Annotated in this window: 10 protein-coding genes; 5 read left to right on the forward strand and 5 right to left on the reverse strand. The window is 42.6% G+C overall.

The features are described 5' to 3' along the window. Nucleotides 1-24: 24 nt before the first annotated feature. The gene (locus C1A47_RS16500) at nt 25-1,848 is read right to left on the reverse strand and encodes an acyl-CoA dehydrogenase C-terminal domain-containing protein (protein ID WP_111896117.1); all 1,824 of its coding nucleotides are present in this window, start codon (nt 1,846-1,848) and stop codon (nt 25-27) included. A gap of 218 nt (nt 1,849-2,066) precedes the next feature. Between C1A47_RS16500 and C1A47_RS16505 the strand changes: the two genes are divergently transcribed. Then, the gene (locus C1A47_RS16505) at nt 2,067-4,370 is read left to right on the forward strand and encodes a hypothetical protein (RefSeq protein ID WP_111896118.1); all 2,304 of its coding nucleotides are present in this window, start codon (nt 2,067-2,069) and stop codon (nt 4,368-4,370) included. Between the two features lie 382 nt (nt 4,371-4,752). Here C1A47_RS16505 and aroE read toward each other — a convergent pair whose 3' ends face one another. The 3 genes from aroE to hemF form a co-directional block, all read right to left on the reverse strand. Beyond that, nucleotides 4,753-5,541 (reverse strand): shikimate dehydrogenase, encoded by a 789-nt coding sequence (gene aroE, locus C1A47_RS16510; RefSeq protein WP_111896119.1) that lies wholly within the window; start codon nt 5,539-5,541, stop codon nt 4,753-4,755. Between the two features lie 76 nt (nt 5,542-5,617). Then, the gene (locus C1A47_RS16515) at nt 5,618-5,824 is read right to left on the reverse strand and encodes a hypothetical protein (protein WP_111896120.1); all 207 of its coding nucleotides are present in this window, start codon (nt 5,822-5,824) and stop codon (nt 5,618-5,620) included. A 216-nt stretch (nt 5,825-6,040) separates the two neighbouring features. Then, the gene (hemF, locus tag C1A47_RS16520) at nt 6,041-6,979 is read right to left on the reverse strand and encodes an oxygen-dependent coproporphyrinogen oxidase (RefSeq protein WP_111896121.1); all 939 of its coding nucleotides are present in this window, start codon (nt 6,977-6,979) and stop codon (nt 6,041-6,043) included. Nucleotides 6,980-7,243: 264 nt separating this feature from the next. Here hemF and hemN point away from each other — a divergent pair, with 264 nt between their 5' ends. Beyond that, a complete protein-coding gene (hemN, locus tag C1A47_RS16525) occupies nt 7,244-8,611 on the forward strand; it encodes an oxygen-independent coproporphyrinogen III oxidase (protein ID WP_111896122.1) in 1,368 nt (455 codons plus the stop codon). Between the two features lie 82 nt (nt 8,612-8,693). Here hemN and ribA read toward each other — a convergent pair whose 3' ends face one another. After that, nucleotides 8,694-9,296, reverse strand: coding sequence for a GTP cyclohydrolase II (ribA, locus tag C1A47_RS16530; RefSeq protein WP_111896123.1), 603 nt, complete (start codon nt 9,294-9,296; stop codon nt 8,694-8,696). A gap of 302 nt (nt 9,297-9,598) precedes the next feature. Here ribA and dxs point away from each other — a divergent pair, with 302 nt between their 5' ends. The 3 genes from dxs to C1A47_RS16545 all read left to right on the forward strand — a co-directional run. After that, nucleotides 9,599-11,518: a 1-deoxy-D-xylulose-5-phosphate synthase gene (gene dxs, locus C1A47_RS16535; protein ID WP_111896124.1), complete on the forward strand. Its 1,920-nt coding sequence runs from the start codon at nt 9,599-9,601 to the stop codon at nt 11,516-11,518. 124 nt (nt 11,519-11,642) lie between these two features. Continuing rightward, nucleotides 11,643-12,473: an inositol monophosphatase family protein gene (locus C1A47_RS16540; protein WP_111896125.1), complete on the forward strand. Its 831-nt coding sequence runs from the start codon at nt 11,643-11,645 to the stop codon at nt 12,471-12,473. Between the two features lie 875 nt (nt 12,474-13,348). Beyond that, the coding region (locus C1A47_RS16545) for a DEAD/DEAH box helicase (RefSeq protein ID WP_111896126.1) at nt 13,349-14,810 on the forward strand (1,462 nt) is incomplete at its 3' end.

A 14,810-nucleotide genomic window follows, 5' to 3' on the forward strand; every position in this document is an offset into this window, starting at 1 on the left:
CTCTTTTTTATGCTGGAAAATGTATTAGTAATCGAAACTAAAGTGCTCCGCAGGTAAACCAATCAGGGTTTTAGATGGAGTGACTGCTGATTCGGCATGTCCTTGAGTACGTGGCAAAATACGGTCGAAGTAGAAATCTGCGACTTTGATTTTCGCTTTATAAAACTCAATGGTTTCTGCGCCATCACCTGCTTCAATTTTCTCAGACGCGATTGCTGCCTGTTGTGCCCAGAAATACGCCATCATCACATAACCTGAGAACATCAAGAAATCGACTGAAGCAGAGGAAACCACGTCACGGTCTTTACGTGCTGCCAAGAAAATCCGTACCGTAATTGCATTCCACTGGGCACAAAGTTTGGTTAAGTCCCAAACAAAGCGACGCAAGTATTTATTACGCGCATGACGACCACAGAATTTTAAAATTTCCGCAGTGTAATCACGAATGATTTTACCTTTGGAAGAGAGCAGGACTTTACGACCAATCAAGTCGAGGGCTTGCACGCCTGTCGTCCCTTCATATAAGGTGGCAATACGCGCATCACGCACGATTTGTTCCATGCCCCATTCTTTAATATAGCCATGTCCACCAAAGACTTGCATCCCGTGGTTGGCAGCTTCAAAGCCGAGTTCAGTCAAGAAACCTTTGAGAATTGGAGTGTAAAAACCCAGTTTGTCATCATAAGCTTCAAACTCTGCCTGATCGCCACGTTTCAAGGCATCATTCATTTTATCGGCAAGTTGTGCTGCATGGTAAATCATGGCACGACCCCCTTCAGCAATGGCTTTTTGAGTCAGCAACATGCGACGTACATCGGCATGGTGAATAATCGCATCGGCTGGTTTATCGGGGTCTTTTTTACCTGACAGCGCACGCATCGACATACGCTGTTTGGCATAAGGTAGCGAACCTTGATAAGACAATTCTGCATGGGCAATGCCTTGTACCGCTGTACCGATCCGCGCCGTGTTCATAAAGGTAAACATGGCGTGTAAACCTTTATTCGGCTCACCGATCAAGAAACCTTTGGCTTGGTCAAAATTCAGCACGGCTGTGGCAGAGGATTTAATCCCCATTTTGTGTTCAATCGAGCCACAGTTCACCGCATTACGTTCACCAATGCCACCATCCTCAGTTGGCAAGAACTTCGGCACGATAAACAGAGAAATGCCTTTTGTGCCAATCGGGGCATTTGGCAGACGTGCCAAGACAATATGAATAATATTTTCGGTCAGGTCATGTTCGCCTGCCGAAATAAAGATTTTGGTGCCTGTAATGTCATAGCTGCCATCGGCATTGGGTTCAGCTTTGGTTTTGACCTGTCCCAAGTCTGTACCACATTGCGGTTCGGTGAGACACATTGTGCCACTCCATGTCCCCGCAACTAAATGGGGCATGTAGGTGTTTTTCTGTTTAGGCGTACCAAACTGCATAATGGTGTTCATACAGCCCATACTTAAACCGGGATACATGGTAAATGACCAGTTGGCGGTTCCCATCATTTCCGATTTAATCAGGTTCAGCGACATCGGCAGATCTTGCCCGCCAAATTCTTCTGGATAAGACAGACCTTGCCAGCCACCTTGCACGAACTGATCGTAAGCTTCTTTATAACCTTTAGGCGTGGTGACGATACCATCTTTAAAATGACAGCCTTCATCATCGCCACTTTGATACAGTGGTGCGAGGACATTTTCACAATAATCTGCCGCCCCTTCCAAAATCATATCGATCGTGTCTTGGTCAATACTTTCAGCATTGGAGAGGGTTTTGTAGTGCTCAGGATAGTTAAACACCTCGTTCATGAGGAAACGTATGTCACGTAGGGGCGCTTTATATGTGGTCATAAGGCAAATATCCTAATTTTTATTGCGTTCTGATGGATTTCATTATTCATAACCCTGTACAAATTACATTGATAACGTGACTTGCAAGTGCTGTCAATAAGGCCAATCCGCCAGTTTAAATTACATAAAGTGATTATTTGTATATTATTTTTTCTGTTAAGGTGTGCCCGCTAAATCGCAATATAGCGATAAATTGAAATAACAAAACGGAAAACGTGATGATGAAATTACAATATTTAACCTGTTGTTTATTCGGTTTAAGTGCAGCAGGTTGTTCACAACATTTTGTTCAGTCTCCTCAAAAAACAGAACAAATACAGCAGCGTACCGTACATGCAGTCAATGCGATCTATGAAAATTCTGGTTTTGACTTTCAAGGAAATATCAAATTTGATGTGCAGAAGCAGCACCAGTTCAATAAGAAAAATCCTGAGTTAAATCAAGATTTAAAAGATAAACTCAATCGTTATCTCAGTTCACAGAAAATCAGCTTGTCAACTGAGCAACGTCAGCAACTTGAACATGCTTTATTGCAAGAACAGGTTGAAAATGGTGAACAGAAATGGTCACGTCTGCTTACAACAGGTTTCAATTTCTTACAAGATTTTCAGGTGAAATATCAGGGTGGGGTGGATTATCGTGATCAGGTGGGGGCGATCAATCTAACAGCAGCATACCATACTCCAACGTTGCAAATGCAAATGACCTACCCAATGCTGGTCGACTTGAAGCAAGCCAAATTTTATAGCAATGGCTTTGCCTTGTTTCCATTCCTTGCACCCACTGAGCAGCGTGATCAGTTGATGTATCTTGATTTTTCCAAATATAAAAAACAGCTTGGTGAATTAGATCTCAAGACACTAGTCGCTTATATCAAGCAAAATAATGCCTTACCTTATATTTTGGCGACACCTGAACAGTTAACCCATGTCAGCCTCACCGCGGCAGATCGTCAGCAGGGCATTGTTGAAAAGATTCAGTTAAAAACCTCTCTTGAGGAATATCTGGCTCAAAGTTTTAGCTATAACACAGTGAACATGCCGTATTTGGCTGAACATATGAAAAAAGCAGAGCAAGCCAAAACTGAAACGGTCGATTTGAAAAGTATGAGCCCTGAACAGCAGGCAGACTGGGCTTATGATCTGGTCAAAGATCATATTTCTTTTGAAGCCATTGAGGGTGAAGAACAAGAAGCAGCAGACCCAGAAGATACAGCGAAAGCGGATGCAACAGAAGCCGCAGAGGATGAACTGGCTGCATCTGAAGATGAAAGTAATGAATCTGCTGAAGACAGTGATGAGTTGTCAGCGGCAAGTTCTGACGATGAACAAGAGAGTTCTGAGCATGACGAATTATTAAATCCAAGTGCCCCTGAGCTATCAGAAGCGCAATGCCAAGACCTGCAAAAACAGCCGAAAACGGCCAGTATTGGGCAATACAAGGCTTGTTTAGATGAAAATGTGGATCTATTTGCAGTGCAGTCTCAAGGTGGTGATGCTAAGCTAGAAAAGCAGATGGTTGAGAAATCCCAAGGGATTTTTAAAGTCGTCGAGCTATTTAAAGAAGATACAAGTCCACAATTTAAAACGGCCGATGAATTTAAAACACTTTGGCAAGCCAAACAGCCTCAAATTCAGCAATTGTTAGCAAAACCTGCTGAGCGCAATCCATTGATTGTTGAAATTGGGATTGACCGTCAGGGAAATGCCATTACCACCAATTATCAGTTGGAATTAACAGCGGATTCTGTCGGAAAGAAATTGGTGATCCATTCAGATAACCAGTGGAGTAACTACGGTCATCCAAAAAATATTGACCGTGAAGGCATGCGTAAAGCTAAATCTTTTGATGAGGCTGCTCAAGGAACGGTGCTACAAGACAAAGTGCAGAAGTTTAAGCGTCTATTTGGACAAGCCAATTGGGATGAGCAGATTCAGGCGTTGGCGAATCAGTCCTATGCCCAAAACCATTCTTATCTAAAAACTTATCAGTTGGTTTATGGTTTATTACTGTCATTGAATTACCCACAAATTATGCAGCATTACTCGGCACAGGACATTCAAGAGATTGCCTTGGTCATGGCATATTATGATGGGCGTGGTGACCAGAGTTTTGTACCGAAAGGGCAGGAATTGGTAAAAATCAAACAATTAATTGAAAAGCATCAATTGAGTTCATCGACATTCTATAAAGTTGATGCGGCATCCGTGGTGAAAAAAGCCCAAGCACATGTCAGCACTCAAACACAATGGGCTGCGATCCAGAAATCCTCAACAAACCCAGCGACACGTTTTGCGCGTTTGTATGAAGTCACTTATTTGGCTGAGCATCATAATGATCAGGCAAATCCGGATTTAACCCATTTATCCAATCGTTTGGGGCAGTTCTATGTTGAATCTCGCAAAAAATCACCAAATTTGAAAGTGATTGAACAAGCAAGTTCATCTGAACATGAATATCTTGATGCAGATACCTTTAAATCGACATATTTACAGATGCTAAAAAGCACTCAAGCCAAATAGAGCAGTGTTTCAAATCTAAAAATTAACAGGCAACTTTGTGTTGCCTGTTTTTATTTGAGCTTGATATAAAGTTTATAGAAACAATAGATTGTGCGGAAACGTCAGTTGCATTGTTTGAGGTCAGGGCTGAATCTGCAATATATTGTTTTTCAATGTATTAGAGTAATGGCGGTATTTAGCCGAGTTTGCAATGAGCAGCATAGCTGCGCAAGATGGTTGCCCTTGCGTGGCTGTGCCACTCATCCCGAAAGAAAAGTAGGTCGAACCTGAGTGAGATTGAAATGTACTTCACTCGAAGTGCAAGGCGCAGTGGGTTAATTCTGAAATTGAATTCCAAAAAGCAAGACTGCTTCATAATAATTCATTTATTTTTTAATATTTTTTATAGAAAATCACGGAGTTCAGGTTTCACGCCATTCCAAATTTCAAAGGCTTCCACGGCTTGACCGACCAACATGCCAAAACCATCGCTATAGGGTACTTGGCGCTGTGCCGCCTGATCCAGAAAACTTGAAGCTTTGCCATAAGCCATTTCATAGGCATGGCTGAATTGAAGCTGTTCAGGAAGTTGCAAGGCATCGCCTGATAAGCTTGCCGATGTGGCATTGATGACTAAATCAAATTCACCACTTAAGTCATCCAGACCTGTTGCAGAAAGTTTAGTGTCAGGCACAGCTTGCTTTAAATCGGCAACCAATTGTTCCGCACGAGCGAGGGTACGGTTGGCAATTACGATGTGTTTTGCACCTGCCTGAGCCAGTGGATAAATCACGCCACGCGTTGCTCCACCTGCACCTAAAATCAGGATTTTACTGTTTTCGAGTGACCAGCCCAGCGCCAAAATGGCATTTACAAGACCTTGACCATCGGTGTTGTCCCCAAACAGTTGCCCATCTTGCATCCATAAAGTATTGACAGCTTTGGCAATTTTGGCGCGTTCAGTCAGTTGGTTGCAGCGAGCAAAAGCTTGTTCTTTAAAGGGAACAGTGACGTTGAGGCCAATGCCACCTGCTTGGAAAAATTCTTCAATATTGGCTTCAAAACCATCGAGAGGAGCAAGACGTTTGCTATAGGTTAAATCGATACCGAGTTTTTGTGCGAATGCATGATGTAATTCAGGAGAGCGAGAATGTTCTATTGGATTGCCAACCACAGCAAATTGTTTGCTCATGTCGTGTGTCTATGTGGTGAAAAAATTGCCCTCAATATACGTGAATTTTCGATCTGAAAAAACCAGTACGGTACGCTTAAGGATTACAGATATCCTCAATTTTTTCCCATAACAAAGCGAGCACTAAGCCGAATAAAACTAGGCTCAACAAAATACTAAACACAATCGAAATACTGTCGGAGATATTGTTGTTAAAGGCTAATGTGGTACTGACTGAGCAAATTAATAGCGCACAGGTCAGTGCGAAAAAAACAGCTTTATGGTTATGGAGTAAATTAAACATGAGTGATCTCATTCCTCGATGAGCGTGTATTAAAACAGTAAAATTTTAAACCGATATGACAGAAAAGTCTGATATGTTTTGTAAGAATAATTATCATTTATACTAGTCGCGATTACTGGCGACTAGTATATTGATAACGAATAAATTTCTTTTGATCTTCAGTTGAGATGTATTTATGAAGACCTAAAGATTCAAAAATATCTGTCAATATTTGGGTTAAAGCTCATTCAGCCAGTCATGCGGCTTTAAATAATATTCTGTTAAACGTCGTTCAGGAGAGTCTTGCTCCCATTCTGGACGATATGACCACGCCACCAAATTGGGTAGGCTAACCAAAATCGATTCAATCCGTCCGCCAGTTTGTAAACCGAATAACGTACCGCGGTCATAAACCAAATTAAATTCGACATAACGCCCACGACGGTAGAGCTGAAATTCACGCTGAGCTTCGCTATAGGGCTGCTCACGATGCTTTTCAAACATCGGTAGAATTGCATTCAGGTAACCATTGCCCACCGCCTGCATATATTCAAAGCAGGTTTCAAAGTCCCAGCAATTCAGATCATCAAAAAATAAACCACCGACACCGCGCTGTTCGTCACGATGTTTTAAATAGAAATAGTCGTCGCACCATTGTTTGTGTTTGGCATAGACATCTTCACCAAAAGGCTGACATAGGTCATGTGCGGCCTGATGCCATGCTTTAATGTCAGCATCATCTGGGTAAAATGGCGTCAGGTCATAGCCGCCACCAAACCACCACACAGGATCACGACCTTCAGGTTCTGCCACAAACAGACGAATATTGGCATGTGAAGTGGGAATGTGTGGGTTTTTCGGATGAATCACCAGTGAAACACCGAGTGCTTGTGCTTTTGCTCCTGCAATTTCAGGATGGCGAGCTGTGGCAGATTCAGGCAGCTTGCTGATATTGATGTGGGAAAACATCACCCCACCTTTTTCAATCACTGTGCCGTTTTGCAAAACACGAGAGCGTCCACCACCACCTTCAGGGCGTTGCCAGTCATCAATCACAAACTTGGCAGTTCCACCACCTGCATGTTCCTGTTGCTCAAGACGTTCACAGATTCTGGCTTGCAAGTCGAGGAGGAATTCTCGGACACGTTGGATGTCGGCAGAGGTTGGATGTTGCATGGATTGACTCAGATCAAAAAAGCAAAGATGGGCTACATCAAAACATAGAAATCTTGAAAAATTAAGAGTTTTTAATTTTATTGATAAAAATCAAAGCTTTTTACTCGGAATAATTTGAGTATTTTCTTGAGAAAATTACACGAGTGCAGGGTGTTTATGGCTTGAAATATTCTCCCTCGCCCATCAAAATGAAGCTGTATTTGAGATCAATCTTTACACGTTTTGCCTGTTGTGGTCAGCAATATCATCCAGAGTTGAGTAAATATGAGTACAACCTCACTAATTCAAAAATATAATGTTCCAGGACCACGCTATACCAGTTATCCAACGGTACCGTATTGGGATAGTCAGCATTTTTCAGTTGAGCTTTGGCAGCAGACTTTAAAGCGTGCTTTTGATGAATCGAATCGCAGTGAAGGGATTAGCTTATATATTCATCTGCCATTTTGTGAAAGTTTATGTACTTTTTGCGGTTGCCACAAACGTGTGACCAAACGTCATGAGATGGAACAGCCGTATATTCAGGCGGTTCTGAAAGAGTGGGCATTGTACTGTCAGCTTTTGCAAGACCGCCCAATCATTAAAGAAATTCATTTGGGTGGCGGGACACCGACTTTTTTCTCGGCAGAACATTTGGTGGAGTTGATTCAGGGCATTTTAGCCAAAGCCGAGATTGCACCACAGCACGAATTTAGTTTTGAAGGGCATCCGAACAACACCACGCGTGAGCAGTTACAGGCTTTATATGATGTGGGCTTTCGCCGTGTCAGCTATGGGGTGCAGGATTATAATTTAACGGTACAAAAAGCCATTCACCGTATTCAACCCTTTGAGCATGTTGAACAGGTGACACGTTGGGCACGTGAAATTGGCTATGAATCGATTTCGCATGATTTGGTGTTTGGTCTGCCATTTCAAAGTCTGGATGATGTGCTGAACACGATTGAAAAAACCAACAGTTTAAGTCCTGACCGCTTGGCATTTTATAGTTATGCGCATGTGCCTTGGATCAAAGGCAATGGTCAGCGTGGCTTTAAAGATCAGGATGTACCGAAAGACGATGTGAAACGTACCTTATATGAAGAAGGTAAAAAACGTTTGCTGGCACATGGTTACCATGAAATTGGCATGGATCATTTTGCGCTCGAACATGACAGCATGTATCAGTCCTTTCAGCAGGGTAGTTTGCACCGTAACTTTATGGGTTACACCTCATCCAAAACCAAAGTGATGATCGGTTTGGGACTCTCCTCGATCAGTGATAGCTGGTACAGCTTTGCTCAAAATGAAAAGACCTTGGAAGATTACTACGCACGCTTGGAGCAAAATGAAATTCCTGTGTTTAAAGGGCATATCCTGTCACAGGAAGATTTAATCATCCGTCAGCATATCTTGAACTTGATGTGTACCTTTAAAACCTCGTGGGCAGAGCCAGGCATGGCATTTCCTGAGTTGCCTGAAGTGTTGAGTCAGTTAGAGGAAATGCAGCAAGATGGGTTGCTCGTGCTTCAGCCGCAAGGCATTCAGATTACGGAACAGGGCAAGCCGTTTATTCGCAATATCTGTATGGCTTTTGATTTACATTTAAAACGTAAGCAGCCTCAAACCCGAATTTTCTCAATGACCATTTAACATTTAATTTGCTAAAAACGAAAAAGGGCATTTTAAAATGCCCTTTTACTTGCCTGAACTGGCTGATTGAGGAGACTATGATTTAAAAATCATCTTCCTTATACATGTGCGACATGCGGTCATGTTTGGTTTTTAAATATTGTTGATTAAATGGATTTAATCCGACGGTCAAAGGAACACGATCCACTACATTAATGCCTAAATCGCGAAGAGCGAGCAATTTGAGTGGGTTGTTGGTGATCAGTTTAACTTGATGGACTTGTAAATGATCGAGCATGATTTTACACATGTCATAGCGACGTGCATCGGCAGGCAGGTTGAGCATTAAATTGGCATCGACCGTATCATGTCCTTGATCTTGTAAAGCGTATGCACGGATTTTATTGGTTAAACCAATGCCACGACCTTCTTGGCGTAAGTATAAAATCACGCCTTGACCAGCATCATTAATCATTTTTTGAGTGGCTTTAAGCTGAGGGCCACAATCACATTTTAAGGATGAAAATGCATCGCCAGTTAAGCACTCAGAATGAATACGCACTAAAACTGGTGCAGCTGCTGGCATGTCCAAACCTTTCCATAAGGCAACATGTTCTTCACCTGTTTCAGGATCTTGAAAAACACTAATATGAAAATCGCCAAAGGCGGTAGGAAGTTTGGAAGTAGCAACAAAAGCAATCGGCACAGTCAAGCTCTTTCGTCATGAATAGTCGACCAAAGTATAGCGCAATGCTCAGATATTGATAGCTTGAGCATACAAAAATTACGCCAATCAATTTATTTTTTTGTAGAAAGGAAAGAATAATAGTTGAATATCGCTATCATTTTTCAGGATAATCACAGCCTTGTCTAGGACAAAAGCAATGTGTAAGACTACATCAAAAGATATGTGGCTCATTGAAAACGACGTTCGATAAGGTAAAATTATCGATTTAACGCAATATACCTAGCTTAGGATTTGCCAGGCTCTAGAAGGCTTTGCCACATATGTTGTATACAGAAATACCAACTCAGCGTCCTGTTACGCCATTGTTGGATGCGATTGACCATCCACAGCAATTACGTCAGCTAGATCAAAGCCAGCTCGAACAAGTGGCGGATGAGTTACGTCAATATATCTTGTATGCCGCAGGACAAAGTGGTGGGCATTTTGGTGCAAATCTTGGGGTGATTGAACTCACTGTTGCACTACATTATTGCTTTAACACGCCACATGATCGCCTGATTTGGGATGTAGGTCATCAGGCTTATCCGCATAAAGTCTTAACAGGTCGTCGTGAACAGCTGACGACCATTCGCTCTAAAGATGGTCTAGCGGCATTTCCTGCACGTGAAGAATCAGAATTTGACACCTTTGGTGTGGGACATTCATCGACTGCAATTTCTGCGGGTTTAGGCATGTCTTTGGCACGTCGCTATCAAAATGATCCATGTGATGTCGTGGCGATTGTCGGTGATGGCGCCATGACTGCAGGGATGGCCTTTGAAGCCATGAATGATGCTGTGGCACATCAGGCCGATTTAATGGTCATTTTAAATGACAATGACATGTCCATTTCTTGTAGTACGGGTGGTTTTGCTAAACATTTGGCAGCAATTTGGGAACAAGGGCAGTCCGTCAATATTAATGCGGATGGTGATGCCGTGATTGAACCGCATCCTGAGTGGGCCTATACCTCACGCTTGCACCAATCAGCGACTCAAGAAGCAGATAACTTATTTAAAGCCATTGGATTTGAATATTTTGGCCCATTCGATGGACATGATGTTAGACAGTTAGTTCATGTACTGAATGCTATCAAACAGCGCAAAGGGCCACGTCTGATTCATGTCTATACTAAAAAAGGCAAAGGTTTTAAACCTGCGGAAGCCGATCCGATAGGCTATCACGCGATTGCAAAACAGGCGGTGATGGTTGCACCTACGCCAGCCAAGAAAAAATCAGCACCGAAATATTCCGATATTTTTGGTCAATGGTTGTGTGACCAAGCGGCACAAGATTCGCGTTTGCTTGCGATTACCCCAGCCATGTGCGAAGGCTCAGGCATGGTGAAATTTGCCAAACAGTATCCTGAGCGTTTCTTTGATGTTGCTATTGCTGAACAACATGCGGTGACCCTTGCAGCAGGTATGGCCTGTGAAGGTTTGAAACCTGTGGTTGCGATTTACTCGACATTCTTGCAACGTGGTTATGACCAATTGGTTCATGACGTTGCTTTGCAAAATCTGGATGTGACTTTTGGGATCGACCGAGCAGGGTTGGTGGGTGAAGATGGCCCAACCCATGCGGGTGCATACGATTATGCCTATATGCGAACCATTCCGAATTTGGTAATTATGGCACCAAAAGACGAAAATGAATGCCGTCAAATGTTGCACACAGCTTATGCTTATAACGGGCCAGCTGCGGTACGTTACCCACGTGGTGCGGGTGTGGGCGTTGAAATCGAACAACAATTTACAGCTTTACCGATGGGTCAGGCGGAAATTGTGGCGGAACTCAATAGCCAATATGAAGATAAAATCAGCATTTTGGCATTTGGCAGCCGTGTGATGCCTGCATTACAAGTGGCTGAAAATCTAGCCAAACAGCTTGAAGTTGCAGTGACTGTGGTCAACATGCGCTTTGTTAAACCGCTTGATGAAAATATCATTCAGCAACTTGCAGCAACGACCAGCTTATTCGTGACTGTGGAAGAACATGCGGTTATGGCGGGTGCAGGTAGTGCCGTAAATGAATATTTGGCGCAAGCCCAAATCGTGAAACCTGTACTCAATTTAGGTTTACCAGACAGCTTCTTGCATCAGGCAGATCACGCACAAATGTTGCATGATTGTGGACTCGATGCAGAAGGCATTGAGCAGTCGATTGTTCAAACTTGGAAAAAAGCCTTGCAAATCGCATAGTTTTGTCTGGTTACACATTTCGAAATATTTTTTAGCAAAAAGCGCAGAGATTTGTTAAAATGCTTGCGCTTTTATGCATTATTCTTTGTCAAAATCTTTAATTTGTATTTGTAGTGGGTGTTCAATGGAACCTATGGTGGTGATGGCTGCGCGTGCGGCTCAAACAGTTGGTCAAGAGCTTTTAAAAGCGCATCAAAATCGTCATAAACTCGATTTACAAGTTGAAGAAAAAGGCATCGACGGTCCTGTAACACGTGTTGACCGTTACCTCGAACAACTCACGATTGATACCCTCCGTAAAAGCTATAAAAACCACAGCTTCCTTGGCGAAGAGTTTGGCATGCAAGAAGGCAAAGGCCACGATGCTGACTGGTGCTGGGTCATCGATCCTCTAGATGGCACATTAAACTTCGTTAATGGTGTTCCACATTTCTGTATTTCGATTGCAGTACAGCACAAAGGTGTAACTCAACACGGTGTAATTTACGATCCAGTGCGTGATGAATTGTTTTCTGCAAGCCGTGGTCGTGGTGCAATGATGAACCAACGCCGTATTCGTGTAAACGTTCGCGATAGCCTTGAAAATACTTTTATTACGGTTGGTCATGCTTACCGTGCGAAACGTAACGGTCAAGTTATTTCTTATGCAAAACAGCATTTTGATGCTTTGCTTGCAGTCACTGAGGCAGGCGCTCAATTCCGCCGTACAGGTTCGGCTGCACTTGATTTGGCTTATGTTGCAGCGGGTCGTTTTGATGGTTTCTTTGAACTTGGTTTAAAACCATGGGATATCGCTGCGGGCGAACTGATTGTTAAAGAAGCTGGCGGTACTGTTGTGGATGCTCGTGGTGGCACAGAATCTATGGACAATGGTCAAGTGTTGGCATGTTCAATGAAAATGTTGAAACCATTAATGCAAGCGGTTGTTCCTGCTTGGGCAGATGCAGCGAAATAATTCTTTTTGCTCTGATTAAAATTTGAAAAGTGACTCTTAGGAGTCACTTTTTTTTGGCGGCAACATGAAATTGATGATATTCAAAATAATAAAGTGAAAGATCAGTCACAACTCTAATATCAAGAGAATATCTACTGATATAGGATGAGCATAATATTGCTATAGAAGTCGGTGATAAAGTTCCTGTTGTTATTGTAAGAATACACATTGAGTTATTTGGACTTTGCAAAAGTCTAAATGATCTAGTGATACTAAACTTCTTCTATGGTTTGCTTGCATGCTCTTTATTTTTCTCCCTGAGCAAATTCAATATATCTTAAAAAAGATTAGGGTTTATAAGAGACATCTATTTAATCTGTAATGTTGTGTATATAAAATGCGATTAAATTTTGGATATTTTATTTGTGTATTTCGCATGATTCTATTGAATTATGATGCACTTAGTAAAAGCACTGACTTGGTGAATGGTATCTGTTAGCAAAGTAAATAAAGATTTAAACAAGTAGGAATATGAATAAAATATTTAAAATTCAATATCTTAAATTAAAAAATCCAAAAACCAATGAAAAAGGGTGACTTTCTAAAACTTTCTGCTATAATCCCCCAACGCACTTCATTCCGTTCATTACCTGAACATTTCTCTTCTATTATTGTGTATGCGCGTTCGGTCCAATGAGAGGACAATACTTCGCGCCCCACCCAATCGCTTAAGCGATTCTTTCAGGTTGCGGCTATAAACATGTGTGCGTCACATACGCATCGTCGTTCTCGGATCGCCGCTGATTCTATATTTTCAGCGTTTATTGCTGTGCCGCTTTTTGCCGATGTTCATTTGTTATTATTAAATGGAGCACCCATTTTGGGTGAAAATCTCTATGAGCAAAACTTTTGCTGATTTTTCTTTACACGCGTCTCTTCAACAAGCGCTAGAAGATTTAGGTTTCACAAGCCCAACACCTGTTCAAGAGCAAGCTGTTCCTGCTGCTTTGGAAGGTAAAGATTTGTTGGTTTCAAGCCAAACAGGTTCTGGTAAGACAGCTGCATTCTTATTGCCGACATTGCATAAACTTGCAGAAAATGATGTTTTCGTTCCTTTTAAAGAACGTATGCGTGCGATTACACAACCACGTATTTTAGTGTTATGTCCAACACGTGAATTGGCACAACAAGTAAGCCAAGACGCAATTGCATTTGTACGTCACATGAAAGGTGTTCGTATTGCTGCAATCATGGGTGGTATGCCTTTTGGTAAACAAATTCAACAGCTTAAAGGTGCGCAAGTTGTTGTGGCAACTCCAGGTCGTTTACTTGACCTTGTGAACCGTCGTCAAATTAAACTCGACAAAGTTGAAGCGTTAATTGTTGACGAAGCTGACCGTATGCTTGACTTAGGTTTCTCTGAAGACCTAGAAGCAATCAGCGATTTGGCTGCAAACCGCGAACAAACATTGATGTTCTCTGCAACATTTGCAGATCGTATTATCAGCCTTGCTGAACGTATGATGAATGACCCTGAGCGTATTGCGATCGAAACTGGTCATTCAACCAATACAGACATTACTCAGACTTTACACTGGACTGATGGTTTTGAGCACAAGAAAAAATTGCTTAGCCACTGGTTAGCAGATGAGTCTTTAGACCAAGCAGTTGTATTTGCTTCAACTCAAGAAGATACTGACATGTTGGCTGAAGAGTTAGCAGAAGCAGGTCATTCTGTTGTTGCATTACATGGTGCGATGCCACAAACCGTGCGTAACCGCCGTTTACGTAGCATTCGTGAAGGTCGTGCAAAAATCTTGGTTGCAACTGACGTTGCAGCACGTGGTCTAGACGTCCCAACTATTTCTCACGTAATTAACTTTGGCTTGCCAATGAAGCACGAAGATTATGTACACCGTATTGGTCGTACAGGTCGTGCGGGTCGTACAGGTCAAGCAATCACATTAGCGACTTACCGTGAACGCGGTAAAATCCGTGCGTTGGAAGATTATTTGGAAGCACGTTTAGACGTGTCTGAAATTGAAGGCTTAGAGCCATCTCCACCTCCTGCACGTACTGGTCGTCGTGATGGTGGCCGTGGTGGTAATGGTCGTCGTGACGGTGGTCGCGGTGGTTTTGGTGGTGGTCGTCGTTTTGAAGGCGAAAGCAACTTCAAACGTCGTGAAGGTGGTCGTGGTGAAGATCGTCCACGTCGCAGCTTCGATGACAAACCACGTGGTGAACGCCCTGCGTTTGGTGGTGAAGACCGTCCACGTCGCGAGTTCAATTCTGACCGTCCACGCCGTGAAGGTGGTTTCAACGCAGTAGCATATCCACGTCTCCGAGCACACGAGAGTA

Source organism: Acinetobacter sp. MB5 (genome assembly GCF_003261585.1).
In the GTDB taxonomy this organism is placed as follows: Bacteria; Pseudomonadota; Gammaproteobacteria; order Pseudomonadales; family Moraxellaceae; genus Acinetobacter.